General features: G+C 66.6%; 22 protein-coding genes and 1 tRNA gene. 10 read left to right on the plus strand and 13 right to left on the minus strand.

Going from position 1 to position 23,592, the window contains the following annotated elements; translation table 11 throughout:
- Positions 1-5 precede the first annotated feature (5 nt).
- Genes ACKTT0_RS06485 through ACKTT0_RS06500 form a run of 4 tightly spaced genes read left to right on the plus strand, consistent with a single transcriptional unit; the run spans position 6 to position 4,998 of the window.
- Positions 6-725 carry a P-loop NTPase family protein gene (locus ACKTT0_RS06485; protein ID WP_407849085.1) on the plus strand — a complete coding sequence of 240 codons (720 nt, stop codon included), beginning with the start codon at positions 6-8 and terminating at the stop codon, positions 723-725.
- Positions 682-1,878, plus strand: a complete 1,197-nt coding sequence (locus tag ACKTT0_RS06490) for a KpsE/RkpR family capsule polysaccharide export protein (RefSeq protein ID WP_407849087.1) — start codon at positions 682-684, stop codon at positions 1,876-1,878. The genes ACKTT0_RS06485 and ACKTT0_RS06490 overlap by 44 nt, the downstream gene beginning before the upstream one ends.
- A complete protein-coding gene (locus tag ACKTT0_RS06495) occupies positions 1,871-3,775 on the plus strand; it encodes a tetratricopeptide repeat protein (protein ID WP_407849089.1) in 1,905 nt (634 codons plus the stop codon). Before ACKTT0_RS06490 ends, ACKTT0_RS06495 begins: the two co-directional genes overlap by 8 nt.
- A 14-nt stretch (positions 3,776-3,789) precedes the next feature.
- Positions 3,790-4,998, plus strand: a complete 1,209-nt coding sequence (locus ACKTT0_RS06500) for a pectate lyase family protein (protein ID WP_407849091.1) — start codon at positions 3,790-3,792, stop codon at positions 4,996-4,998.
- A gap of 12 nt (positions 4,999-5,010) precedes the next feature.
- Here the strand turns inward: ACKTT0_RS06500 and ACKTT0_RS06505 are convergent, their stop codons facing one another.
- The 8 genes from ACKTT0_RS06505 to pcaH all read right to left on the minus strand — a co-directional run bounded on the left by ACKTT0_RS06505 (position 5,011) and on the right by pcaH (position 12,997).
- Entirely contained in the window at positions 5,011-5,556 is a 546-nt protein-coding gene (locus ACKTT0_RS06505) for a MarR family winged helix-turn-helix transcriptional regulator (RefSeq protein WP_407849093.1), read from the minus strand.
- A 93-nt stretch (positions 5,557-5,649) separates the two neighbouring features.
- Positions 5,650-6,852, minus strand: a complete 1,203-nt coding sequence (locus ACKTT0_RS06510; RefSeq protein WP_407849095.1) for a Gfo/Idh/MocA family protein — start codon at positions 6,850-6,852, stop codon at positions 5,650-5,652.
- Between the two features lie 3 nt (positions 6,853-6,855).
- Positions 6,856-7,827 carry a PDR/VanB family oxidoreductase gene (locus tag ACKTT0_RS06515; protein ID WP_407849097.1) on the minus strand — a complete coding sequence of 324 codons (972 nt, stop codon included), beginning with the start codon at positions 7,825-7,827 and terminating at the stop codon, positions 6,856-6,858.
- A 58-nt stretch (positions 7,828-7,885) separates the two neighbouring features.
- The gene (locus tag ACKTT0_RS06520; protein WP_407849099.1) at positions 7,886-8,875 is read right to left on the minus strand and encodes an ABC transporter substrate-binding protein; all 990 of its coding nucleotides are present in this window, start codon (positions 8,873-8,875) and stop codon (positions 7,886-7,888) included.
- 11 nt (positions 8,876-8,886) lie between these two features.
- On the minus strand, positions 8,887-10,206 hold the full coding sequence (locus ACKTT0_RS06525; RefSeq protein WP_407849100.1) for a Rieske 2Fe-2S domain-containing protein: 1,320 nt from the start codon (positions 10,204-10,206) through the stop codon (positions 8,887-8,889).
- A 116-nt stretch (positions 10,207-10,322) separates the two neighbouring features.
- A complete protein-coding gene (locus ACKTT0_RS06530) occupies positions 10,323-11,342 on the minus strand; it encodes a Bug family tripartite tricarboxylate transporter substrate binding protein (protein WP_407849101.1) in 1,020 nt (339 codons plus the stop codon).
- Between the two features lie 344 nt (positions 11,343-11,686).
- Positions 11,687-12,277 carry a protocatechuate 3,4-dioxygenase subunit alpha gene (pcaG, locus tag ACKTT0_RS06535; protein ID WP_407849103.1) on the minus strand — a complete coding sequence of 197 codons (591 nt, stop codon included), beginning with the start codon at positions 12,275-12,277 and terminating at the stop codon, positions 11,687-11,689.
- Positions 12,278-12,280: 3 nt separating this feature from the next.
- Positions 12,281-12,997, minus strand: a complete 717-nt coding sequence (gene pcaH, locus ACKTT0_RS06540; RefSeq protein ID WP_407849105.1) for a protocatechuate 3,4-dioxygenase subunit beta — start codon at positions 12,995-12,997, stop codon at positions 12,281-12,283.
- A 96-nt stretch (positions 12,998-13,093) separates the two neighbouring features.
- Between pcaH and pcaQ the strand changes: the two genes are divergently transcribed.
- Positions 13,094-14,044, plus strand: coding sequence for a pca operon transcription factor PcaQ (gene pcaQ, locus ACKTT0_RS06545; RefSeq protein WP_407849106.1), 951 nt, complete (start codon positions 13,094-13,096; stop codon positions 14,042-14,044).
- A gap of 195 nt (positions 14,045-14,239) precedes the next feature.
- Here pcaQ and ACKTT0_RS06550 read toward each other — a convergent pair whose 3' ends face one another.
- Complete coding sequence (locus tag ACKTT0_RS06550) at positions 14,240-15,127, minus strand: LysR family transcriptional regulator (protein ID WP_407849107.1); 888 nt, start codon at positions 15,125-15,127, stop codon at positions 14,240-14,242.
- 102 nt (positions 15,128-15,229) lie between these two features.
- Here ACKTT0_RS06550 and ACKTT0_RS06555 point away from each other — a divergent pair, with 102 nt between their 5' ends.
- The 3 genes from ACKTT0_RS06555 to ACKTT0_RS06565 are packed head-to-tail and all read left to right on the plus strand — an operon-like array spanning position 15,230 to position 18,097.
- Entirely contained in the window at positions 15,230-16,225 is a 996-nt protein-coding gene (locus ACKTT0_RS06555) for a Bug family tripartite tricarboxylate transporter substrate binding protein (protein ID WP_407849109.1), read from the plus strand.
- On the plus strand, positions 16,222-17,625 hold the full coding sequence (locus ACKTT0_RS06560) for a lyase family protein (protein ID WP_407849110.1): 1,404 nt from the start codon (positions 16,222-16,224) through the stop codon (positions 17,623-17,625). The genes ACKTT0_RS06555 and ACKTT0_RS06560 overlap by 4 nt, the downstream gene beginning before the upstream one ends.
- Positions 17,618-18,097 (plus strand): carboxymuconolactone decarboxylase family protein, encoded by a 480-nt coding sequence (locus tag ACKTT0_RS06565; RefSeq protein WP_407849112.1) that lies wholly within the window; start codon positions 17,618-17,620, stop codon positions 18,095-18,097. Before ACKTT0_RS06560 ends, ACKTT0_RS06565 begins: the two co-directional genes overlap by 8 nt.
- A 228-nt stretch (positions 18,098-18,325) precedes the next feature.
- Here ACKTT0_RS06565 and ACKTT0_RS06570 read toward each other — a convergent pair.
- Positions 18,326-18,400: transfer RNA gene (locus ACKTT0_RS06570), tRNA-Arg, on the minus strand.
- 212 nt (positions 18,401-18,612) lie between these two features.
- On the opposite strand from ACKTT0_RS06570, the gene ACKTT0_RS06575 reads away from it, so the two are divergent.
- The gene (locus tag ACKTT0_RS06575; RefSeq protein WP_407849114.1) at positions 18,613-19,524 is read left to right on the plus strand and encodes a c-type cytochrome; all 912 of its coding nucleotides are present in this window, start codon (positions 18,613-18,615) and stop codon (positions 19,522-19,524) included.
- 89 nt (positions 19,525-19,613) lie between these two features.
- Here ACKTT0_RS06575 and ACKTT0_RS06580 read toward each other — a convergent pair whose 3' ends face one another.
- Positions 19,614-20,066 (minus strand): SEL1-like repeat protein, encoded by a 453-nt coding sequence (locus ACKTT0_RS06580; protein ID WP_407849116.1) that lies wholly within the window; start codon positions 20,064-20,066, stop codon positions 19,614-19,616.
- A 54-nt stretch (positions 20,067-20,120) separates the two neighbouring features.
- Entirely contained in the window at positions 20,121-20,870 is a 750-nt protein-coding gene (locus ACKTT0_RS06585; protein WP_407849118.1) for a sulfite exporter TauE/SafE family protein, read from the minus strand.
- A 90-nt stretch (positions 20,871-20,960) separates the two neighbouring features.
- Between ACKTT0_RS06585 and ACKTT0_RS06590 the strand changes: the two genes are divergently transcribed.
- Complete coding sequence (locus ACKTT0_RS06590) at positions 20,961-21,884, plus strand: LysR substrate-binding domain-containing protein (protein WP_407849120.1); 924 nt, start codon at positions 20,961-20,963, stop codon at positions 21,882-21,884.
- Positions 21,885-21,909: 25 nt separating this feature from the next.
- On the opposite strand, the gene ACKTT0_RS06595 is transcribed toward ACKTT0_RS06590, so the two are convergent.
- Positions 21,910-23,433: a 3-hydroxyacyl-CoA dehydrogenase gene (locus ACKTT0_RS06595; RefSeq protein ID WP_407849122.1), complete on the minus strand. Its 1,524-nt coding sequence runs from the start codon at positions 23,431-23,433 to the stop codon at positions 21,910-21,912.
- Positions 23,434-23,592 lie beyond the last annotated feature (159 nt).

The following is a 23,592-nucleotide window of genomic DNA, read 5'->3' on the forward strand; positions in this document are numbered from 1 at the left end:
CGAGCATGATCCATCTGAATGGCGTAAGCGACGAACCCTATGCCTTCGGCGACCGGCAGTCGCTGCTCGCGAATGTCAATCTCGATATACCCGTCGGGCGCTATGCCTTGCTGTCGCACACGCCGGAAATGCACCGCCAGCTCGTCGACGTGCTGTGCAACCTGCGTCCGCCGCGCCAGGGCTTCGTCAAGCATGACGGCAACGTGTCGTGGGCGATAGGCCGGCAAGGCTTCATCCGCGGGAAGGCCACCGGCCGGAGCATGATCGAGTTCGTGAGCGAGATGTACGAAATCGACGCCGATGCCACGTACGAACTGGTCGCGGACCTGGTAAGCGACCCCCACAGCCTGGCCAAGCCCATGGAGCATTGGCCGCTCTATGTACGGCAGGAGTTCTCGTTCGCGCTGGCGCTGGCGCCGGCCTTCGATGTCTACGTGATCGAAGGTTCCATCCCGTTCGAACCCTGCCGTTTCACGCGTCTCTGGCTGGCGCTGTTCGAAGAGCGGCTGATCGGCCGGACACTCATTTTTTCCAGTTACCGCCAGAACCAGATGGCGGACTATTGCTTCAAAGGCTTAATCTATGAACGAAGCACGCTCAGCATCGAGGACGACCTCGACCAGTGCATCCGCAGGTTCCCCCCGAGACGACCAAGGAGTGAATCCGGCAGCCCGGGCGACGATGTCTTCGGAAGCGGCTTCGACGAAGGGCAGCTCGGCCTCTGAAGGAGGCTCCGAGATCGAGCGCCGCCGCCGCGAGCGGCGGTCGGCCCTGCGCGAGCGCCGCCGTCACCGCTGGATCAACGCTTTCATCGTCGTGGCGCCCGTCGCGATCGCCCTGGCCTATGCGCTCTTCATCGCCACGCCACGCTATGAAGCGGAGTCGCGCTTCTTCGTGCAGTCGGGATCCGGCCAGCAGTCCGCCATGGGCGGGGCCGCCAGCCTGCTCACCACCGGCAGCTCGGGCGGCATGCTCGGCGGTTTCGTGGATGGCTGGGCGGTCAACGACTTCCTCAAGTCGCGCGACTGCATGCGGCAACTCGATGAAAAAGTCGGCCTGCGCCGTTTCCTGGTCCAGCCGGGCCCTGATCCGCTGAACCGTCTTTCCGAGGACTCGAGCGAGGATGAGCTCTATCGCGCCTATCGCGCGTCGGTGCACGTGTCCTTCAACCCGCTGGAGCAGATCGACGTCTTGCGCGTCAGCGCGTTCTCGCCGGAAGACGCCGAGACCCTTTCCAAGGCGCTTATCAGCCTGGCCGAGGAATTCGTCAGCTCCATGAACAAGAAGGGAGTGGCCGACAAGCTGAAGGTGAGCGAGGCGTCCGTCAAGCTGGCCGAGCAGAAGGCGCTCGCTGCCCGGGAGGCCCTGACAGCCTGGCGCACCACGCACGGCAATATCGATCCGACCGCCACGGTGGCCATGCTGCTGAACTTGTCCAGCCAGCTTGAGGCCGAACTGAGCAGCGCGCAGATCAACCTCGACAAGATCCGGGCGCTCGGCAACAAGGACCACTTCATGCTGAGGCCCGCGGAACTGCAGGTCGCGGCCCTGAAAAAGCGGCTGGCGGCGCTACGGCACCGCCTGAGCGGCGAAGGCAACACGGAAGCGAAGCAGCTGAAATCGTACGAGGCTCTTCGCAATGCCCAGGCCTTCGCGGACTCGAACCTTACGCTGGCGCAGCAGTCGCACCAGCAGGCCGTGACCGACGCCCTGCGCTTGCAGCGCTATCTGTCCATCATCGCGCAGCCGGTTCCGACGGACCAGCCCAGCAGCCCGCGCACGGGGATCCTGCTGCTGCAGGCATTGGCGCTGGGTTTCGTGCTCATGTTCATCATGCGCGCGGCCATGGCATTGTTCAGGGGGCTGCGCCATGGTTGATACGGCTGCTCCGGATCGTGCTGCCGCGGCCGACGCCACCGCCCGGCTGCGGGACACCATCCAGGCGATCCTTGCCGCGGACGATCCCGTGCGCGGGATGACCGCGCTCGAACCGGTATTGGCGCAGGCACGCGACGGCTGGCGCGACGTCCGCCGCTTGCTGGTCGCACCCCTGGTGCGGGCTGGCCAGCTCGCCCCGGCAATCGCCGCGCTCGAGATACTCGTCAAGACCTATCCCTCGCGCGCCGACGAGCGGCGCCTGCTGGCGAGCCTGTTCGGCCGCACCGAGCAATGGGAACGCGCCATCGCCGAGGCGGACGCCGCCGCCCGCATCGCTCCCGATGCAGCGGATCTGCATGCGGCGCGCATCCAATTGCGCGTGCAGGCAGGCCGCTTGGCGGACGCCGCCGGGATAGCCCGCGCGACTGTCGACATGGCGAAGCGCCATCCCGACCAGGCATACTCGTGGATGCTGGCCTTCGCGCGCAATGGCGACGCGGCCGAGGCAGCGGACATTGCGGCGGACCTGGCGGCGGACCAACTGCCCAACGAACGCGCGGCCACGACGGCGGTGCGCGCCTTGCTCGAGGACGGCCGGTTGACGGCCGCGATCCAGCTCGGCAATGCCGCGCTGGGCGCGGGGCGCGATTGCCCGGCCTTGCGGGCATCCCTGGGCATGGCTCATCTCCGGCGCGGCCTCGAGGAAGACCGCAAGGTGCACGCCCTCGCGCATTTCGAAGCCGGACTGAAGGCGTCGCCGGAGGATGTGCGGCTGCTGTCGCTCTACGGTGAAACCCTGCTGCGCGCCGGGCGCTACAAGGAATCCGTGGCGCCCCTGAAGCAGGCCGTCGACCTGGCGCCCGAGCTGGAGCAGACGCGCGGCCTCTATGCCCGCGCGCTGCGCTATACGCAGCAATATGACGAAGCTGCCGATCAGTTGATGAAACTGGTCGAGCAATCTCCCGGCAAACCGATCTGGCAGCGCGCCGCCATTGGCGCGCTGTCGCAGGCGGGCCGCCACCAGGCGGCCGCTACACTGTTCGAGCAGCACGTCGCGCAGCGCGGCGCGCAGCTCCCGGGCACTTTCCAGGAGGCCATGGCCCAGCTCGAAGCGCGGCTGGATACGGCGCCCATACCGCGGCCACGGCTCGACTGGGCCTGGTCCATGCGCGGCGACCCCGCCGCCGACCGCGCGCAATGGGAGCGCCGGGCGCGCTGGGGCCACCTGGTGGATCACCTGCTGCTCGATTGGCTCGAATGTCGCGAGGACAGCGCCGAAGAGGCCATGCATCTGCTGGGCGAGCTTGATACGGCCGAGCGCTTCTTCGCGCCGCTGCTGGCGGCCGGCCGCGGCGTGGTCGTCGCCACCGCGCACGTCGGCCCCATGTACGCGGGACTCATGGCCCTGGAACTGCTGGGCATTCCCTCGCGCTGGCTGGCGACCGCGCCCAGCATTGCGCAGAGCAGTTATTCCGCCGCCCTGATTTCCACCGCCGACCAGACCGAGGCGCAAGTCGCCAAGGCCTGCATGCGCGCGCTCGGGTCAGGCTATGTGCTGTGCCTGGCGATAGATGGCGCGGCGAACCCGGCCGCGCCGCGCACCGACTTCGAAGGGCAGCGCGTGACATACTCCAGTTTCGCGTCTCACCTTGCCCACCGGCATGGCGTGCCTTCGGTGTTCTATACCCCCCGCTGGGAGAACGGCCAGGTGGCTTACACCCTGGAGATGCTGCCCGCCGTCGAGCCCGGCGAGGATGCCGAGGCCTACTCGCGGCGATGGCAGCAAGCCTACTTCGAGCGGCTCAGGGAGCATCTGGCGGGACCGCCGGAGAACCTGCGCCTGAGCGGTGGCATCTGGCGCCACGTGGCATCCGCGGACCGGTCCGCGCGGCAATGAGGAGGCCAGCCTCGATGAAGCCAGGAATGACCCTGCTGCGCTGGCTGCTCGCCGCGGCCATGCTGTACGGCTGCGCAGCGGCTGCGAATGAATCGTGCCAGAGCCCGGTTGAAAGCTGCCCGTTCGTTTCCTCCCTGCTGCAGCAGCGCGAAGGCTATAGCGCCGGGGCCACCGGCGGGCTCGGCGGCAAGTTCATCGAGGTGACCTCCGACCGGAATGCCGGCCCCGGAACGCTGCGCGCCGCCCTGCAGCAAGCCAGGAAAGGGCCGGCCTGGATCCGCTTCGCGTCCGACATGACCATTGTCCTGGACTCGCAGTTGCGCGTGCCGTCGAACACGACGATCGACGGACGCGGCAGGCAAGTCACCTTGATCGACGACGGGCTGGGCGTGTACGGCAGCAGGAATGTCATCCTCACCCATCTCACCATCGACGGACGTCTGAACAGGCTTACACAAGCCGTGAATGTGGCCAACGGCAGCCGCGATGTCTGGGTGAACCACCTCGACCTCTCGCGCATGTCCGACCGCCTGCTCAACGTAAAGAACGGCTCCACCGACGTCACCATCTCGTGGACGAAGTTCCACGACTCGAACAAGGTCATGCTGCTCAACAACATTACCTCGAAAGACCTGTTCAAGAACTACGACCGCGATTCCATCGCGCGGGTGACGCTGCACCACAACTACTTCTTCAATACCGTGCAACGCAACCCGCGCGCCCAGTTCGGCAACTTCCACCTGTTCAACAACCTGCTGGAAAACTGGGATTTCTACGGCATGAGCTTCAGCCTGGAAGCCCGGGCCCGGGTCGAGGGCAACATATTCAGCAACGACGCGCAGCGCAAATGCGTGGAGCCGGAGTTCTTCCCCACGGTGGAAGGCATCAACGTGAACTACTGCCGCTATATACCTGTTGCGCCCGGGCGGACCGCGCTGGAGAACGGCGAGTCCGATCGCGGCGCCTACGAAAAACGCAAGGCCCGGCATGGCTACACGCGCGACTACAAGGCCTTCTTGCGCTTGAAAGACAACCTGTACCTGGGCGATGCCGTGCCGGTGCTGGAGGACTACCGTCCCGAACGCGTGCCGGAGCCGCCGTATTGCTACAGTTATGAAAAGCCGACGCCGGAGCTGGCGGAGCGGATCCGCAAGTTCGCGGGGAATGTGGCTGGCGAGGCTCCGCTACCGGAGCCCCGGACCGGATCCGGCTGCCCGGGGTAAACAAACGCCCCTCTACACGGCGTCGTTGATGCGCCGCGACAGCTCGCGGGTGGATGGGATGCGCCGTTCGGCGTTGTCGGCCGAGGCTTCGTCATCCGCGAGGTTGGTGATGATGGTCAGCAGCACCTTGCGTGCGACCTTGATTTCCGACGCGCTCAGGCCGCGCGTGCCGATCGCGTTCACTTCTTCAGCCAGCGGCACCAGCTTTTTCTTCAGCGCCCGCCCATTGCGGGTCAGGAACACGTGGATGTTCTTGTTGTTGCCGGGCAGGTGCCGGCGTTCGATGTAGCCCAGGGATTCCATCGCCTTCATGGCGGCAAACGTGGTGGGCTGCATGACGCCGGCGTGCTCGCTGAGCTCGGTCTGCGTCAGGCCGTCCTGTTCCCACAGGATGCGCAGGAAAGCCCAGTGGCCGAACGAGACATTGTGCTCCGACAAGCGCATCTGCAAACCCCGCACCAGCGCACGGGTGGCGTCCTTGATCAGGTGGGCCAGGCGGTCATCGGGAACGGCCTCGCGCCAGTGATCCAGCACGTTGCGGGTTTCTTTCGAAGTCATCAGCGATTGAAGTCAGTCTGAGTGAATCGCCGAAAATGATACTCCAAGTCGGTCGGCGACAGGCTTGCGCCGCTATCGAACGCCTTGCGCTTGTCAGACCTGGTGCCGCAAGATCACATCGTGCCCCGCGCGGTGCGATTCCAGGAACGCCAGGCAGATCTCCAGGGTGGCCTTGGCCCAGCGGCCGTCGTGCAGGCAGGGCTTGCCCAGGTAGATGGCGTCGTGCAGCTCATCGATCACTTCCAGCCGCGGCGCGCGGGGCGGCGGCAGCATGCGCGCCTGCTTGCGCTCATTGCCATAGATGAGAATCCGGTCGGCCATAGGCCGCAGGTCGGCATGTTCGCACGACACGACAACGGTGCCGAAATGCTGGTGCAGCAGACCTGCCGACGCCGATGCCCCGCGCGCCGGCGGCGCATAGGCCGCGCCGCCGTAGGTGGCATCGGCCTTCAGCCTGGCCTCCGCTTGCGGCGTGGCGGCGGCGGCCAGTTTGCGGCGCGCCGATCCGTGGCTGTGCGGGTCCTTGGCGTTGCCCATTTCTCCTACCCAGTCCATCCATTCATCGGAATCGAAGTGCCCGTAGCCGTTGTAGTTCAGCGAGGCATAGGCACCCGACTCGAACCACAGCAGCGCACTGTAGGCACCCTCGGTGGGCCGGGCCGGGTCCCAGTTGCCCAGCGCACTGCGCAAGCGCGCCGGGCGATCGCCGGCCAGCAGGCGCACGATATCGACCTGGTGCGCTGCCTGGCTGTAGATGGCGCCACCGCCCGCGCGGGTATCCAGTTCCTCGGGCCGGCGGGGCCGGTACAGGTAGTCGGTGCAGTTCAGCGCATGGATCATCTTGACTGCACCGAACTCGCCGGACTGCACCAGCTCTCGCGTGGCCAAGTACGGTGTATCAAAACTGTGGCAATGGCCAATCAACAAGTGCACCGCCGCGGCGCCGCACGCCTCGATCATCGCGTCGCATTCCCGCAGGCTGAGCGCCATGGGTTTCTCGACCAGCACATGCTTGCCCTGCGCCGCGGCGGCCTGTGTATGGCGAGCATGGAGCTGGTGCGGGCTGGCCACATACACGACCTGCACATCGGGATCGCGGGCCAGCGATTCGATATCGGGATGCGCGCGGCCCTGGAAATCGCGCTGGAACTGCGCCAGCGCCTCGGGCCGTGGGTCGCTAGCCGCCACCAGCCTGACGCGCGGATCGTTGAGGAAAGTGGGCAGCATCAAGGAGAACGCACGGCCCAACCCCGCGACGCCAATGCGTATGACAGGGGGATTCGGGGATAGGGTCATGGCTTAGAGGTCCAGCACGATCCTGTCGCCTTCGGCCCGCGACACGCACACCATGATCTGGCCGGCCTGCTCTTCAGGCATCAGTACCATGTCGCGATGGTCCGCCGAGCCTTCCAGCAACCGGGTCCGACACGAACCACAGGTGCCGCTTTCGCAGGAAAACCCCACTTTCACCCCGTTATCGCGCAGCACGTTCAGGATCGACTTGCCGACCGGCACCTGGAACTCGCGTCCCGATTGCGCCAACGCCACGGTGAACGGGCGATCATCGGGCTGTACGCCACCGCCTTCCAGGAAGCTTTCGAAGTGGATCCGCGCCGGCGACCAATGACCGCTCATGTCGCGCACCGCTTCCATCAGGCCGCGCGGACCGCAACAGTACACGTGCCCCTTGTTGGGTTTCTCCAGTACCGGCCAGAGATCGAACGCATCCAGCGGGTTGCCGTGGTCGTGGTGTATGCGCACCCGTGACTTCAGTTCCGGCGCACTCAGTTCTTCCAAGTACGCGGTGGTCTCGGCCGCCTGGCTCAGGTAGTAAAGCTTCCAAGGCGTTTCCTGGGTTTCTTCCAACGACCGGATCATCGACAGGATCGGGGTAATGCCGATGCCCCCCGCGATGAAAACCAGGTTGCCGGGGTTCTCGACCAGCGGAAAGGCGTTGTCGGGCGCGGACGTGGGCAAGGTATCGCCCGGACGGGCCTGGTCGACCAGGCTGACCGAGCCGCCGCGGCCCTGTGCATCGCGCTTGACCGTGATGACATACCGGTCCCGTTGCGACGGGGCATTACACAGCGAATACTTGCGCAGTTCGCCATTGGGCACCTGCACCTTGACATGCGACCCGGGTGTGAACGGCGGCAGTTCCTTGCCGTCCGGGTGAACCAGTTCAAAGGCGCGAATGTCCTGCGCGGCCTGGACGATCGTCGCGATGCGCAGCGGCATCATCGCGCCGGAATCGGTGTCTGCATCCATCATGGCAGTCTCGGTCGGTTCATGGGGGCCGTGGCATTGGCCTACCCGCGTGCCACCCGGCCTAGATCTTGTAGGTTTCATAGGTGCTGGGATGAAACAGCTCTTGCACCGGCACGTGCCGGCTGGACAGCCCCTGCTGGTGGTGGTGGCGCGTAAAGGCTTCCAGCGTCCTCAGGCTATCGGGCACGCCGTATGCCCAGTAGTTGTCGCCCAGCGTATCGCGCGCGCTTTTCAGTTGTTCTTCGACGAACGGCAGGGTGACCTTGGTGGCCGAGGTGTCCGAAAGCTTCTCCAGCGCGGCCGCCTTCGACTGCTCGAAAGCCTTGAACAGGGCGCCCGGCAGCCAGGGATGCTGTTCGGCCAGCGTCTTGCGCACGCCCAGCACATGCATGATGGGGAAGATGCCGGTGCGCCGGTAATAGTCTTTGGCCACGGCCACGGGATCGTCGAACAGCCAGCCGATATCCGGATTCGAGCGCGCCGCGCCAAATGGCGCGCGCGGCGCCATGAAGCCGTCGATCTCGCCACGGTCCAACATGTCGGAAATCGTGGTGTCCGCCGGCGCGTCGACCATCCGTACCTCGTCCGGCAGTCGCAGCTTGATTTTCTCGGGGCGCCCCGGCTGGTCGATGCCGCCGCGCACCCAGGTCACGTCCGCCGGGCTGATGCCGTAGTCGTCTTGCAGGATGGCGCGGGCCCACACGTTGGCCGTCAGTTGGTATTCTGGGATGCCGATCCTCTTACCCTTCAGGTCTGCAGGCGCCTTGATCCTGTCCTTGCGCACATAGATGGACGTATGGCGAAACGCCCGCGACAGGAACACCGGAATCGCAATATAGGGGCAATTGCCCGCCGCATGCTTCACCAGGTAGCTGGAGAACGACAATTCGCTGACGTCGAAGTCCTGGAAGCGGAACGCCCGGAAGAACATTTCCTCCGGATTCAACAGCATATAGGCGGGATCCACGCCGTCTATCTGCACGGCGCCATCGTAGAGCGCCCGGTTGCGGTCGTAATCGCCCATGGCGATAGAAAGCTGCAGTTTGGCCATGCGTGTCTCCGTCAGGCGGTGGTCTGGTAGTTGCTTTCAAGCTGGGGCCCCGATGCCGTATCGGCGCCCACCGGCTGGGCGGCGAACTCGCGCCAGTCCACCGTCTTGGGGACGATCGCCTGGAACGCGCATACCTGGGGCGGGATACGCCTGTCACCCGTGCCGATGGCGGCATCGCCTTGCTGGAACGCCTGCACGGCATCCAGCATCTGCCGGCGGAACTCCACAATGGCCAGGTCGCTGGCGCCCAGCCGGTCCGCCGAGCGGTCGGCGATGGGGCCCATGGTGACCCACATGGCAATATCCTGATTCGGGAAGCCCTTGATACCCGTGAAGTTGCCCGCCTTCATCGCCTGGCGGTCTTGCCAGAACCGGTTCTCGGTATTGCGCAGTGGCCGATAGCGTTCGTCCAGGTCCTTGCCCACCGTGGCACCCAGGAACTTGCGCCAGGTCTCGGTATCCGGCGTCATGGCTTTGTCGCCCCAGGCAATGAAATAGAACGCCGTATGGGTATCGTCCATCGGCACGTTCACATTGGCGACGTTGTACAGGTTGTTGGGGGGGATCAGCACGCTGAAGGGCGCCACGAAGATGGTAGAGCGCACATAGTCAGTCTGCGCGGCGTTCACAATAGGGCGCCGGATGGCCGCATAGCGGAACCCATAGGAAGTGCGGTGCACCTGCATGCGCGGCGCCTTGTCGGTGGAAGGACGCAGCCAGTTCTTGTCGGTGGCTTCCGCGCCGGTCACGCGCGCCGGCACGAAGTCCGACGAATGCAGGCTGGAGCTATGGGCCGAGTCGATCGCCCCTTCCAGGATCTGCGCCCAGTTACAGGGCACCAGAATCTTGGCGATACTGACCTTGACGTCGGCGCGCGGCGCCCAGGCGGGCGGCATGAAGTCGGGAATGCCGTCCTGCGGGCCCATATAGGCCCACACCATGCCGCCCCATTCCTGCACCTTGTAGGCCTTGTGCTTCACTTTTTCGGCCATGGCGCTGGCCGCGGGTTCCGACACCATCTCGATCACATTGCCTTCCACGTCCATTTTCCAGCCGTGGTACAGGCAGCGCAGGCCGCATTCTTCGTTGCGGCCGTAGACCAACGAGACGCGGCGATGCGGACAGTATTCATCCATGACACCTACGCGACCATCGGTGTCGCGAAACACCACCAGGTCTTCGCCCAGCACGCGCGCCTGCACCGGATCGCCATCCGGTTCGCTGACTTCTTCACTCAAGCAAACAGGCAGCCAGTGCCGGCGCATCAACTGCCCCATCGCGGCTTCGCCGGTGATGCGGCAAAGCAGGTCGTTTTCTTCGGCCGTCAACATAGGCCCTCCTGGAACAAAAGCGCGGGCTAACCCGCTTGGTACGTTTAAATTATTAGATATCTAATAATAAAGAAAAGCAAGGCGCCCGGCGCCGCATCGCGACGCGGCGCGTGAATTCAATTGGTCTTGATGCCCGCGCTCTTGATGGCGGTTTCGTAGCGGCTCGTTTCGCTGTCGATCGAGGCGCTGTATTGCGCGGGCGATCCGCCCACCGATTCGATCCCCAGGGTGTTGAACTGCTTCACCACGGCGGGGGCCTTGACCGCCTTGGCGATCTCGGCGCTGATGCGCTGCACGGCAAAATCCGGCACGCCGCTGGCTGCCCAGGCTCCCACCGTGACCGCGAAATTGAAGTCCGGCACCACTTCTGAAATGGCCGGGATGTTCGGCGCCAGCGCGGAACGCTTGCCCGCGTTGGTGGCCAGGATCTTGACCTGCCCCTTTTCCGCGAAGCCGGACAGCGACGGCAGCGCGGCGAACACCACGTCGACCTGTGCGCCCACCAGGGCCGGTACCGACTGCCCCGAACCGCGGAACGGCACGTGCACCACCTGAATACCTGTCGCCAGCGCCATGGCTTCCATAGTCAGGTGATGGGTGCTGCCAATGCCCGACGATCCATACGTCAGCTTGCCCGGCTGCGCCTTGGCCTTGTCGATGAAATCCTGCAGCGAGGCGATCTTGGTCTGCGTGGCGGTCGCCAGGAACAGCGGCGACGTCGCGATCAGCGACACCGGGGCAAAGTCGCGCTTGGGACTGTACGAAAGGTCTTTGTACAGGGCCGGATTGATGGACATCATCGATCCGTCGGTCACCAGGTAGGTATAGCCGTCGCGCGGACTGCTCATCAGTGCCTGCGCCGCGATCACACCATTGGCACCCGGCTTGTTCTCTACCACCACCGACTGCCCCAGGCTGCCCGACACGTGCTGGGCCACCACCCGGGCCACGGTGTCGGGCAAGCCGCCGGCCGCATAGGGCACGATGAAGCGTATCGCGTGGCTGGGAAACTTGTCGGCGCTTTCCGCCGCCCCCGCGTTCGCCATGACGGCGCTACCCGCTCCGATGCAGGCCAGCAGCGCCAGCCGCTTGGCCATGCTCCATCTACAGCCCGATACCGTTCCGATGTTGAACATGTTGTCTCTCCAGGTTTTATTCCACGCGTTGTTGGCAAGAGGCAGCTTGAACCGGTTCGTATTTTTTTCCCGATCCAAGCGAGCGTTGATGAACCATATTATTAGAGGTCTAATAAAATCTCAATGGATAGTCTGGACAAATAAACCGGGGACTTTCCCTGAGGCCACGCGGCATCGACGCGAGATGCACGGGCGCGCGCAAGCCCCGGCATGCAAACGCTTGGATGCCGGGGGGCAATGACGCGTATGACGGTACGCGCGGGCGGGATCGGCGCGTCGTGCGGATCTGCCGCGTCAGACAGAAGGTGCTCTGGCCTGCCCGCGCAGGCCATATGCGCGGTCCGTCACAGATCGAAGAAAACCGTTTCCTGCGGCCCTTGCAAATGAATATCGAAGCGATAGACCAGGCGCGATCCACCCGCCTGGCGCTTGGCGATCAAGGTGGCACGTCGTTCGAATGGCACGGCCGCCAGCACGTCGTCCTGCGCGTTGGCCAGTTCTTCGTCGTCGAAGTAAATGCGCGTATAGGCATGCAGCAGCATGCCCCGCATCAGCACAATCACATCCAGATGCGGCGCCGATGCAGGGCCGGTCGCGCCCGGCTTGATGGTCTCGATCACATAACGCGACTGGGCGTCCGTGCCGGTACCCACCCGCGCAAAGCCGGTGAAGCCACTGTGCCGGGCCTGCTCGACCGAGGTCACGTACTGGCCGTCGGCATCAGCCTGGATGGCTTCGATCAGAGCATCGCTGACGATTTGCCCCTGTCCGTCGTAGACCTGGCCTATCAGGGTGATGTGCACGCCTGGCACGTGCGGCTGCGCAATCACCGGCGTGAACAGGCTGCGGAAATCGAAGTGATATTGCTCGGGGCACAACCCGTAGGCAAAGAACGGGCCCACGGTCTGCGAAGGTGTCTGTTTCAGCAAGGCCATCTATCACTCCATCGGGGTTTCGCGGGGGCCACGCAGCACGATGTCGAATCGGTACCCCAGTGCATGGCCCTCTTGCGTCGCGTCCAACGTGAACTGCGACACGAGGCGGTCGCGCGCATGGACGGGCGTGCCCTGGAATATCGGGTCCAGCGCCAGCAACGGATCACCGGGGAAATACATCTGCGTTACCAGCCGCGAACCAAACTGTTCGCCAAACAACGAGAAATGAATATGGCCCGGACGCCAGGCGTTACTGTGGTTGCCCCAGGGATACGCGCCCGGCTTGATAGTCACGAAGCGATAACAGCCCTGCGCGTCCGTCATGCAGCGCCCCGCCCCCAGGAAATTGGGATCCAGCGGCGCGTCGTGCTGGTCGCCCTTGTGCACGTAGCGCCCCGCGGCATTGGCCTGCCAGACTTCGACCAAGGTATTGCGCACCGGCCGGCCGCGCTCGTCCAGCACGCGTCCGGTCACTACGATGCGCTCGCCCAGCGGAGTGCCGTTGCGCGCCGCGTTGGCCGTCAGGTCATGGTCCAGCGCGCCCAGGTCGCTGGCGCCGTATACCGGCGCGTAGCGGTTCTTCATGGCGTCCGGCAACGGAATCGGCAGCAGCGTGGGGCTGCGCGACATGGACGACTTATAGGCGGGGTATTGATAAGGCGGATGTTCGTTCCAGTCGCGAGGACTGAGCACGGTCTGGGGCAAAGGAAGTCGGTCCATCGCGGTGTCCGGTCAAGATGAGGCGAGCCATCACGATAGGGAAGATGGAAAGTTATGGAAACTGATATTTTTTGCGCTTTGATGGTATAAAAAGTTATGGAAAATGCGTTTATCGGCTTGCCGCTCAAGCTGCGCCACATACAGTGCTTCATTGCGGTTGCCCAGCTGAACAGCTTGCAACGCGCCGCCGAACGTCTGTCGCTGACCCAGCCGGCCATTTCCAAGACCCTGGCCGAACTGGAAGCGCTGGTGGGCGCCAAGCTGTTCGAACGCGGGCGGCGTGGCGCGGCACTGACGCCAGATGGCCGCGCCTTTGCTCCGTATGCCAACGCCTGTCTGGGCAGCCTGCGCGACGGCATCGGCAAGCTGTCGGCCAGCCGCCAGCCGGCCCCCGCCACAGTGGCCCTGGGCGCGCTGCCCACGGTGGCCAGCGTGCTGCTGCCCGAAGCATTACGCAGGCATCGCGCTGCCTGGCCCGGCGCCAATATCCAGGTCGTGATCGGCCGCAACATCGAACTGATCGAACGACTGCGGTCCGCCGAAATCGAACTCGCCCTGGCCCGCCTGGGTGATCCGGAAGCGATGGCGGGCATGAACTTCGAGCACTTGTTTCGCGAACCCATGGTGGCCGTGGTGCAGGCTGGCCATCCCCTGCTGGGCCTGGGCGTCCTGACGGCGGAATCGCTGGGCGGCTATCCGCTGATCATGCCGCCCGCGGGCACGCTGATCAGGCAGTCGGCCGAAAGCATGATCGCCGAACTGGGCATCGTCACGCCGGCCGGCACGCTGGAAAGCCTGTCGGTGTCATTGAACCTGGCCGTCACGCTGCACAACGACGCCATCTGGTTCGTGCCGTCCAGCCTGGTCGAGCACGAAGTGGCAAGCGGGCTGCTGGCACGCCTGCCCATGCCGGCCGGCGGCACCGATGAACCCATCGGCTTGATCCGGCGCACGGACATCGCCCTGTCCCCGGCCGGCGCCAGCCTGCTGGACGCGCTGCGGCAAGTGGGCCTGGGCCGCGAACGCCGCCGGGTCGGCGCGGCGTAGTCGCATGGCAAGCCGCCAGGCCGCCATGCGCCTGCACGATCGCGGCGTCGGGCCGCGGCCTGCGCCCGCAAGCTGATCAGCGCGCCAGCGCTGCGATGTCCAGCGCCGCTTGCCCACGCCAGCCTCCAGGAGCCGCGCCGGCGCAAGCTGGCGCAGCGGGCCAACGTGCGCACCGACTGATAATCCTGGGCAGCGCTACGTAACCTTCGCGATCTCTTGCGCGCACTGTAATAGCGTGCGCACCCAGCGTGCCCGCGGCGACCGGTGGCGCCACAGCAGTCCAAGTTCCCGGGGCGGCGGCGCGCTCGCGCCGGCCACCTCGGGCACCGCAAGCTTGCACAGATTCGGACCGGCCAGGCCCTGCCCGATGTCGGGTACCAGCCCCACGCCCAGGCCGCGTTCCACCAGCAAGGCAATGGCCATGATGGAATTCAGCTCGATGCGATCGATGGGATGGATATCCTGGGCGCGCAGATAGCGCTCGGCCAGGCTGCCTCCCGCTAGCTGCCGGTCGTAACGCACCAGCGGCGCATTGCGCAACAGCTCCAGCGGATCGCGCTGGGCGTCGCGCGCATGCGCCAGCACCACCAGCGGCTCCTGGCGCAGCGGCGTCCAGCACACCGTCTTGGGCAGGTCGAACGACAGTTTCAGGCACAGCGCCGCGTCCAGTTCGGATTGCACCAGCGCGCCATACAGCGCCGGCGTGATGCCAATGCGCAGCGCGATCCGCACGCTGGGGTAGTGGTCGTTGAAGGCTTGCAGGATGTCGGGCAGAAAGCCATGCAGGGCCGTATTGACCGTACCCAGGCGCAGTTCGCCCGCGTCGTCGTCCGTACTGACCCAGTGGCGCAGCGCTTCGGTGTCCTGCACCAGCAGGCGGCCCCGTTCGACCAGGCGTTGGCCGGCAGCCGTGGGGCGCACGCTGCGCCCCTGGCGCTCCAGCAGGGATACGTTCAGTTCTCGCTCCAGCGCCCGCATCTGCTGCGCCACGGCGGCGGGGCTGAGGCTAAGTTGGCGCGCGGCCTCGGACATCGAGCCGACGGCCACGACCTTCAGGAAGTTATTCAGGTAACGAATGTCCATTGCCTGTATTTTCTTTCATTTGATGAAAGCGATACGTACTGTATTGCAACAGCCGCCAGAGATGACAATGCCTGGGTCGTTTATCTATAACCAGGAGACCCGATGCATCGCCCCGCCCCGCTTTCACTGCCCCGCCGCCACGCCCTGGCCGCCGCGCTAGGGCTGACGGCCCTGTCCCTGGCGCCAGCCTGGGCACAAGGCCAGGCCGTGATGCGCATCATCGTGCCGTTCGCACCGGGCGGCGGCAATGACGTGCTGGCCCGCCAGCTGGCGCACAGCATGGGCGAGATGTTCAAGCAGGACGTGATCGTGGAGAACAAGCCCGGCGCGGGCGGCAACCTGGGCACCGAGCAAGTGGTGCGCGCCGCGGCCCAGAGCAATACCTATCTGCTGGGCCACACCGGCACGGTGTCGATCAACCCGGCGCTGTACAAGAACCTGAAATTCAATGCGCCGACCGACCTGCAGCCGGTGGCCATGTTCGCGTCGTCGGCCCTGGTGCTGGTGGTGCCGGCACAATCGCCCATCCGCAACGTCGCGCAACTGGCCGAGGCGCTGCGCGGCAAGGGTTCCGACCTGGACTACGCGTCCAGCGGCAACGGCACGGGCGGCCACCTGACCGGCGAGATGTTCCTGCAAATGCTGGGCGCCCAGGCCGTCCATGTGCCCTACAAGGGCACGGCGCCGTCGCTGGCGGATGTGGCCGGCGGGCTGGTCGACTTCAGCTTCAGCGTGATCCCGGCCGCGATGACCCTGATCAAGTCCGGCAAGCTGCGCGCCCTGGCAGTCACCAGCCCGAAGCGCACCCGCCTGCTGCCCGACGTCCCCACCATGATCGAATCGGGCGTGCCGGAGCTGGCCAGCTTCGAAAGCACGCTGACCTACGGCATACTCGCGCCCAAGTCCATCGCGCAGGACACGATCCAGCAATTGGAATCGAAGATCCTGAAAGTCGCCGCGACGCCCGAATTCCAGGCCAAACTGGCAGTCGAAGGCGCCGAGCCGCTGCTGGGCAACGCCGCTGAATACCGCCGCCGTATCGACGAAGAGGGCCATAAATGGGGCGACGTGGTCAAGCGATCTGGCGCCTCGGTATGAGCGACGGCGCTGCTGCCATGCAGGCCTCCCTGATCGACGACAGCCTGAACCCGGCCGGCGATGTCGCGCTATTCACGGACGCGCAGTGGCTGGACGCCCTGCTGCGCTTCGAGGCCGGCCTGGCCCGGGCGCAGGCAGCCAGCGGCCTGATACCGGCCGCGGCGGCCGCCGCGATTGCGCGCGCTTGCGCCGCCGTGCAATTGGACCGCACGTCGTTCGTCGAGCGCGCCCGGCACACCGGCGCGCTGGGCATCGGGCTGGTCGACCCCATCAAGGACAGGCTGTCGCACCAGGCCCCCGAGGCCTTGCCCTATCTACATTGGGGCACCACCACGCAGGACGCCGTCGACACCGCGCACGCGTTGTTGACGCAAACGGCGCTGGCGGCGCTGCTGCGCGAGCTGGATGGCTTGGATGCCGCGCTGCGCACCATGGCGCGGGCCCATGCAGCCACTCCCATCATGGCGCGCAGTTTGCTGCAGCCGGCGCAGATCACCAGCTTTGGACTCAAGTGTGCCCAATCCGCCGCCGCCCTGCGGCGCAGCACCGATCAGTTGCGCCATCTGGCGCCACGCGCGCTCTGCGTGCAGTTGGGCGGCGCGGTGGGCAATCGCGCCGCCATGGGCCGGCAGGCCAACGAGGTCGAGCAGGCCCTGGCCGCCGAACTGGGCTTGTCCGCCTGCGGGCACAGCTGGCATACGCAGCGCGACGCCTGGATGCGCCTGGCGATGGAAGTGGCCGTCTGTACCGGTAGCCTGGCCAAGCTGGCGCGCGACTGGTCGCTCATGTCCCAGTTCGAAGTGGCAGAGCTGACCGAAGCTCCGCGCGGCCGGACTTCAAGCGCCATGCCGCACAAACGCAACCCGGTGCACTGCATGCAGGCCATTGCGCAGACCCATCCCATCCCTGGCCTGGCCGCGACCCTGTTGGCCTCGATGGCACAGGCGCATGAACGGGCGCTGGGGGAATGGCAGGCCGAGCTGTCGGCCTGGGCGCCTTTCTGGCGCCATGCCCACGCTGCCGCCGCGGCTCTGCGCCTGGCCGCCGAGGGCCTGCAGGTCGATACGGCGCGGATGCAGGCCAACATCGACGCCCTGCAAGAGGTGGTCTACTCGGAAGCCTGCGCCCATGCCCTGGCCCCGCTGGCCGGTCGCGAGGCCGCGCAGCAAGCGGTCGAGCGGCTGGCGGCGCAGGCACTGGCACAAGGCCTCCCCCTGTCGCATTTGCTGCAGCGGTGGATGGACGACACCCACGGCGCCGAATACACACCAATAGCCCAACAGGCCCTGGCGGTGGCGACCGATCCACGACGCGCCGTGCAGGCCTCCGCCGACAACTGCGCCGTACTATTGGACGGCCTGGATTCCGCCACGCCTGAACAGGAGCCCGAAGATGTCTGACTCGCTTCCCCGTGACGCGCTGGAGCGCGGCCTGGCCAACCGCCGCCAGGTACTGGGTACGGCCTGGGTCGAGCGCTCGGTCGGCAATGCCAATGCCTTGAATGTCGAATTCCAGCGCATGATCACCTGCTATGCCTGGGACAGCATCTGGAGCCGCCCGGGCCTGGATCCCCGCACGCGCCGCATCATGGTGCTGGCCATCACGGCCTCCATGAGCCGCTGGGAAGAATTCGAGCTGCATGTGCGCACTGGCTTGCAAGCGCCCGCTGACGATCCGGCCGCCGCCGCGCTGGACCTGGACACCCTGCGCGAAGTGCTGCTGCAAACCGCCGTGTATGCGGGAGTTCCGGCCGGCAATACGGGCATGGCCATCGTATTGAAAGTGCTGGCTGATCTGGATATGAGCCCGCCGAAAGCGGACTTCTGGAGCGGCCAGCCCGCGCCCGACGCGGCATCAGGCGCCGAGGACTGAGCGGCGCGCCTGCGCACCACCCAATCAAACCTGGATTCCGCCACTCTTTCCCGTACCTTGTCGGCCGTGGCGCATCTTCCGGATCACCGCCGCTTCCTTCGCGGGTGCGGGACGCGCCGAGCAGCTCACGTTGAAAGGGAGCCGCGTGTACTTATCTCGGCAGATGGGATCTAAAACCGTGCTTGGGACGCAACGTGGGCATACACCCCACGTAACCCATTGATATTCTGGCGCGCCCGACAGGAATCGAACCTGTATCAAGAGCTTCGGAAACTCTCATTCTATCCATTGAACTACGGGCGCGAAGAGGCGCTATTGTACCGAAGTTTTGAGTCTCTGCCGGGGCGCCCCGCGCCCGCGCCCGTAGCGCCCCGCGTGCCGGCCGGGCGGGCCGTTATATAATCCATCGTTTGCATGCGGGGATGGGTCTGATTTCTTGGCCGATGCCTTGCGCTGTAGTTATTCTTCTGTTGCCGCCATCAGGCGCCCCGGTACCCGATTTGCAGGATTTGGTTATGAGCAACGAGCAGGAACACAACGAAGAACACGCCTCGCCCATCAAGTCGCCCAAGCAACTGATCGTCACGATCGTGCTGGCCTTCCTGATCCCCATCATCATCATTCTTCTGCTGGTAAACATGGTGGCTTCGAGCACCAAGACCGGCGCCGGCTCCGACAGCCTGACCGAAGAAGCCGTGGCCCAGCGTATCGCCCCGGTGGCCGGCTTCGATCTGGTCGACGCCAATGCGCCCAAGGTCTTCAAGACCGGCGAACAAGTTTTCCAGGCCGTCTGTACGGCCTGCCACACCGCCGGCGTGGCGGGCGCCCCCAAGCTCGGCGACAAGGCCGCCTGGGCGCCTTTCATCAAGAGCGGGTTCGAATCCATGCTGAATGTGGCGCTGCACGGCAAGGGCGCCATGCCCGCCAAGGGCGGCAACCCGGCGCTGAGCGACTACGAAGTAGCCCGCGCGGTGGTCTACATGGCCAACGAGTCCGGCGGTTCGTTCGAAGAGCCGGCCGCGCCCGCCCAGGAAGGCGCCAAGCCTGAAGAAGCCAAGCAGGCGGCCGCCCCCGCCGCGACGCCGGCGCCTGCCGCGGCGGCCCCCGCCGCTGCCGCCGCGCCCAAGGCCGAGGCCGCCCCGCAAGCCAAGCCTGAAGCAGCGCCCCAGGAACAGGCCGCCGTCAACCCGGCCGGCGAAAAACTGTACAAGAGCACCTGCTTCGCCTGTCACGGCACCGGCGTGGCCAACGCGCCCAAGTTCGGCGACAAGGCCGCCTGGGAACCGTACATCAAGACCGGCATCGACGCCATGGTGAAGGTCGCCATGACCGGCAAGGGCGCCATGCCGCCCAAGGGTGGCGCCGCCAATGCGTCCGAGGCCGATATCCGCGCCGCGGTCGAGTACATGGTGAACGCGGCCAAGTAAGCCCGCGCCGTATCCCGCACGTGAAAAACCCGGCCAGCGCAAGCTGTGCCGGGTTTTTTCATTGCGACGCGGCCAGCCGGCGGCGCCACTCACGCCGGCGGCGGCGCGGCACAGGCAGCACGGCCCCCGGGCAGGTCCCGCATCCCGTTCAGGATGTCGCGCTGATGCCGGCCCACCGCGCTGCCCTGGGCCGCGGCGCGGCGCACCCACAACGCTGCTTCGCAGGGATCCGCCGGGACCGCATCGCCATACAAGGCCGGGCCGGCCAGCAACACACTGCCGAGCATCTCCTGCGCGGCCAACTCGCCGGCTTCGCCGGCCTGCCGCAGGAATGCCAGCATCGCGGCGTAGTCGCGCGCGGTGCGGGCTTCCAGCGCCAATTGATATGCCTGTTCCGGCGTGACATCGGGCGCCTTGGCGGCCTGTGACGACAACGCAACCGCCAGGCACAGGACACATGCCGCGAGCCATGGCCCGAGTCGGGCCGCGATGGGCGGGCCATGGCGGGATACGGGGGCAGGCTTGCGCGGGTCATTGGTCATGGCGGTCTCCTCTTTCATGAATGAACAGCGCGCGCGGCCGCCTGCCAGGGGCTGTCAGAAGAAAGGCCGCGCGGCCAGCTCTACGCCCAGCACCAGCAGGAACAGCAAGAAGCAGCGCCGGAACGCGCGCGCACTGATGCGCGCCCGGATCACCTGCCCCAGCCACATGCCGGCCAAGGCAGGCACGATGGCCAGCGCCGATAGCGCCAGTTGCTCCAGCCGGAAAGCGCCGTGGGCCATCAGGCCGGCGGCCAGCGCCACGGTGGATATGGTGAACGACAGGCCGAGCGCCTGGACCAATTCGTCCCGCTCCAGGCGCAGCGACTGCAGGTAGGGCACGGCCGGCATCACGAACACGCCAGTGGCGCCGGTAATAACGCCGGTGACCAGCCCGACGACGGGCGACAGCCAGGACTCGATGCGGGGCGGGACGGCGAACGCCGGCGCCGCGAGGGCATAGGCGGCGTATACGATCAGCGCCACGCCCAGGGCCAGGCCCGACCACAACGGGTCGACCCGCACCAGCAACGCGGCGCCGCCGACGGTGCCAGCGACCACGCCCAGCATCATGGGCCATAGGCGGACGATGAGCCGGGCGGTGGCGGGCCCGGCCAGCAATTGCCAGAGGTTGGTCACAAATGAGGGAATCACCAGCATGGCGGCCGCGGCGGCCGGCGACATGGCGGCGCCCAGCAGGCCCATGGCGACGGTGGGCAGGCCCATGCCGGTGATGCCCTTGACCAGGCCGGCGGCCAGGAAGGTCGCGGCGAACACCAGGAACAGGAAAGGCGAGAGTTCGTTCATGCCGGTATTGGAGCCGGGCCGGCGCCTTGGCACAATGTGGTTTTTCCGTTCCTGCCTTCGGTTAGGCCGAAGGCACCAGGAGGCAACGCCATGCGGCTCGATCTCGCGGACCTGCGCCTGTTCCTGTGCGTGGTGAATGCCGGCAGCATCACGCAGGGCGCGGCGCGCGCCAACCTGGCGCTGGCGTCGGCCAGCGAACGGCTGCGCAGCATCGAAGCCGATGCCGGCGTGCCGCTGCTGGAACGCCGCCACCGCGGCGTGGCCACCACGGAAGCCGGCGAGGCCCTGGCGCACCATGCCCGCATCATCCTGCGGCAACAGGCACTGCTGCGGGGTGAACTGCAGGACTTCGCGGCGGGCGAACGCGGCACCTTGCACCTATATGCCAACACCGCGGCCCTGACCGAATTCCTGCCCCGCAAGCTGGCGCCGTGGCTGGCCACGCGGCCGCGCCTGCGTGTCGAACTGAAGGAGCGCACCAGCACGGAAATCGTGCGGACGATCGTGGCGGGGCTGGCGCAGGCCGGGATCGTATCCGATGCGGTCGAGCCACAGGGGTTGCGGCTGCAACCAGTGGCGAAGGACCATCTGGCGTTGGTCGTGCCCGCCGGCCACCGGCTCGCAGCGGTCCGCACGGTGGATTTCGCTGCGGTCCTGGACGAGCCGTTCGTCGGGCTGGCGCCGGGCAATGCGCTGCAGGACCATATCGACGAGCATGCCCGCGCGGCCGGCCGCGTGCTGGTGCCGCGCATCCGCATGAAGACTTTCGAAGGCTTGTGCGAGATGGTCGCGCACGGCGTCGGCGTGGGCATCATCCCGCGCGGCATCGCCAGCCGCCACCGGCGCCGCTACCCGTACCAGGTGGTGGCGCTGGCCGACGACTGGGCGCGCCGGCAGCTATGCCTGTGCTTCCGTGCATGGGAGGAATTGCCCGCGCCCATGCAGAGCCTGCTGGCGCACCTGGGCGCGGACCCGCGCACGCGGCGGCCGGCCCGGCGCCGCGCGGCAGCGTAGCGCCGGGCCGCCAAGCCGCTGGAAATTATGCCGCCGGCTCGGCCAGCAGCGACAGCCCCAGCTGCACGCGCCGCTGCAGCCACAGGCTGGGGCGATAGCGCATGTCGCCCGTGACGCGCTGCAGGTTGCGCAGGATTTCCAGGATGCGCGCGCCGCCCAGCGCGTCGCCCATGGCCAGGGGCCCGGCGGGGTAGCCCAACCCGAGCGTGACGGCGCGGTCGATGTCCGATGGCGTGGCGATGCCCTGCTGGGCGATCTCGGCGGCGACGTTGACGATGCAGGCCACGATGCGCTGCGCGACGAAACCGGGGGAATCCTGGATGACGCTGACCGGCGTGCCGTCGCCCGCCAGCAGCGCATGGGCGGCGTCGCGCCAGCGCGCCTGCGTAGCCGGCGACAGCATCAGCGTGCGCCGCTTGCCGGCCTCCAGGCGATGCAGGGTGTCCAGCCCCACCGTGCGGGCCGCATCCAGGCCCTGCTGGTAGGCGCAGGTGGAAACGTCCTCGCCATACGGCGTGACCAGGATCAGGGCGTCTTCGGGCGGCTCGGCCGCGTCGACGATGCTGGCCTCCAGCGTTTCCAGCAAGGCCTGCGCGCGCGCCTGGCCTTCTTCATGGGCCGGGCTGATCCAGACCCGCAGGCCGGCTTGCGCGGCCGGCACGGGCGGTTCGGCGGGCGCCTGCTTCTGGCCGTCCGGATAGGCATAGAAGCCCTCGCCCGCCTTGCGGCCGATCAGCCCGCCGGCCAGCCGCACCGTGGTGATGGGCGACGGGCGGAAGCGCGGCTCGTCGAAGAACTGCCGGTAGATGGATTCCATGACCGGATGCGAGACGTCCAGCGCGGTGAGATCCATGAGCTCGAACGGCCCCATGCGGAAGCCGGCCTGCTCGCGCATGATCGCGTCGATCTGCGCGAACGGCGCGACGGCTTCTTGCGCCACGCGCAGGCCTTCGATATTCATGCCGCGGCCCGCGTGGTTGACGATGAAGCCGGGCATGTCCTTGGCGCGCACGGGGGTATGTCCCATGCGGCGCGCCAGCGCGGCCAGGGCGTCGCCGGCGGCGGGGTCGCTGCGCAGCCCGTCGATGACCTCCACCACCTTCATCAGCGCCACGGGGTTGAAGAAATGGAAACCGGCCACGCGCTGCGGACGCGTGCAGGCGGCGGCGATGGCGGTAATGGACAGCGAGGAGGTGTTGGAGGCCAGGATGCAGTCCGGGCCGACGATGTCTTCCAGCTTGGCGAACAGCTCGCGCTTGACGTCCAGGCGCTCGACGATGGCCTCGACGACCACCTGGCAGTCGGCCAGCGCGTCCAGCGACGCGGCCGGCTGCACGCGGGCCAGCGCCGCGTCCGCGTCGGCGGCGCTGAGCTTGCCCTTCTGCGCCAGCTTGTCCCACAGCTGGCACAGCGACTCGCGCGCCGCGCCCACGGCATCGGCGTTGGTGTCGTACAGGCGCACCTGCACGCCCGCCTGCGCGGCGATCTGTGCAATGCCGCGCCCCATGGCGCCGGCGCCTACGACGGCGATGGTCTGGATGTCTGTCATCGAATGTGCTCCTTCCTGTTCATGTCTGTTGGGCAATGCGCGCCGCCGCTGCGTGGTCCGCCAGCGCCCCGGGTGTCCGACACCCCCATGGGCGAGCTCCAGGGCCCAGGTGCCTGGCACCCCATGGGCGCCAGGCACCTTTCCGGAGCGCCTGCGAGA

Source organism: Bordetella saccharivorans, assembly GCF_045862855.1.
GTDB classification, from domain to species: domain Bacteria; phylum Pseudomonadota; class Gammaproteobacteria; order Burkholderiales; family Burkholderiaceae_B; genus Bordetella_A; species Bordetella_A petrii_F.

What these genes read in the sequence shown, in the direction of transcription:
- ACKTT0_RS06485 (WP_407849085.1), top strand. Translation starts at nt 6, where the DNA reads ATGATCCATCTGAATGGCGTAAGCGACGAACCCTATGCCTTCGGCGAC.
- ACKTT0_RS06490 (WP_407849087.1), top strand. Translation starts at nt 682, where the DNA reads ATGTCTTCGGAAGCGGCTTCGACGAAGGGCAGCTCGGCCTCTGAAGGA.
- ACKTT0_RS06495 (WP_407849089.1), top strand. Translation starts at nt 1,871, where the DNA reads ATGGTTGATACGGCTGCTCCGGATCGTGCTGCCGCGGCCGACGCCACC.
- ACKTT0_RS06500 (WP_407849091.1), top strand. Translation starts at nt 3,790, where the DNA reads ATGAAGCCAGGAATGACCCTGCTGCGCTGGCTGCTCGCCGCGGCCATG.
- ACKTT0_RS06505 (WP_407849093.1), bottom strand. Translation starts at nt 5,556, where the DNA reads ATGACTTCGAAAGAAACCCGCAACGTGCTGGATCACTGGCGCGAGGCC.
- ACKTT0_RS06510 (WP_407849095.1), bottom strand. Translation starts at nt 6,852, where the DNA reads ATGACCCTATCCCCGAATCCCCCTGTCATACGCATTGGCGTCGCGGGG.
- ACKTT0_RS06515 (WP_407849097.1), bottom strand. Translation starts at nt 7,827, where the DNA reads ATGATGGATGCAGACACCGATTCCGGCGCGATGATGCCGCTGCGCATC.
- ACKTT0_RS06520 (WP_407849099.1), bottom strand. Translation starts at nt 8,875, where the DNA reads ATGGCCAAACTGCAGCTTTCTATCGCCATGGGCGATTACGACCGCAAC.
- ACKTT0_RS06525 (WP_407849100.1), bottom strand. Translation starts at nt 10,206, where the DNA reads ATGTTGACGGCCGAAGAAAACGACCTGCTTTGCCGCATCACCGGCGAA.
- ACKTT0_RS06530 (WP_407849101.1), bottom strand. Translation starts at nt 11,342, where the DNA reads ATGTTCAACATCGGAACGGTATCGGGCTGTAGATGGAGCATGGCCAAG.
- pcaG (WP_407849103.1), bottom strand. Translation starts at nt 12,277, where the DNA reads ATGGCCTTGCTGAAACAGACACCTTCGCAGACCGTGGGCCCGTTCTTT.
- pcaH (WP_407849105.1), bottom strand. Translation starts at nt 12,997, where the DNA reads ATGGACCGACTTCCTTTGCCCCAGACCGTGCTCAGTCCTCGCGACTGG.
- pcaQ (WP_407849106.1), top strand. Translation starts at nt 13,094, where the DNA reads ATGGAAAATGCGTTTATCGGCTTGCCGCTCAAGCTGCGCCACATACAG.
- ACKTT0_RS06550 (WP_407849107.1), bottom strand. Translation starts at nt 15,127, where the DNA reads ATGGACATTCGTTACCTGAATAACTTCCTGAAGGTCGTGGCCGTCGGC.
- ACKTT0_RS06555 (WP_407849109.1), top strand. Translation starts at nt 15,230, where the DNA reads ATGCATCGCCCCGCCCCGCTTTCACTGCCCCGCCGCCACGCCCTGGCC.
- ACKTT0_RS06560 (WP_407849110.1), top strand. Translation starts at nt 16,222, where the DNA reads ATGAGCGACGGCGCTGCTGCCATGCAGGCCTCCCTGATCGACGACAGC.
- ACKTT0_RS06565 (WP_407849112.1), top strand. Translation starts at nt 17,618, where the DNA reads ATGTCTGACTCGCTTCCCCGTGACGCGCTGGAGCGCGGCCTGGCCAAC.
- ACKTT0_RS06575 (WP_407849114.1), top strand. Translation starts at nt 18,613, where the DNA reads ATGAGCAACGAGCAGGAACACAACGAAGAACACGCCTCGCCCATCAAG.
- ACKTT0_RS06580 (WP_407849116.1), bottom strand. Translation starts at nt 20,066, where the DNA reads ATGACCAATGACCCGCGCAAGCCTGCCCCCGTATCCCGCCATGGCCCG.
- ACKTT0_RS06585 (WP_407849118.1), bottom strand. Translation starts at nt 20,870, where the DNA reads ATGAACGAACTCTCGCCTTTCCTGTTCCTGGTGTTCGCCGCGACCTTC.
- ACKTT0_RS06590 (WP_407849120.1), top strand. Translation starts at nt 20,961, where the DNA reads ATGCGGCTCGATCTCGCGGACCTGCGCCTGTTCCTGTGCGTGGTGAAT.
- ACKTT0_RS06595 (WP_407849122.1), bottom strand. Translation starts at nt 23,433, where the DNA reads ATGACAGACATCCAGACCATCGCCGTCGTAGGCGCCGGCGCCATGGGG.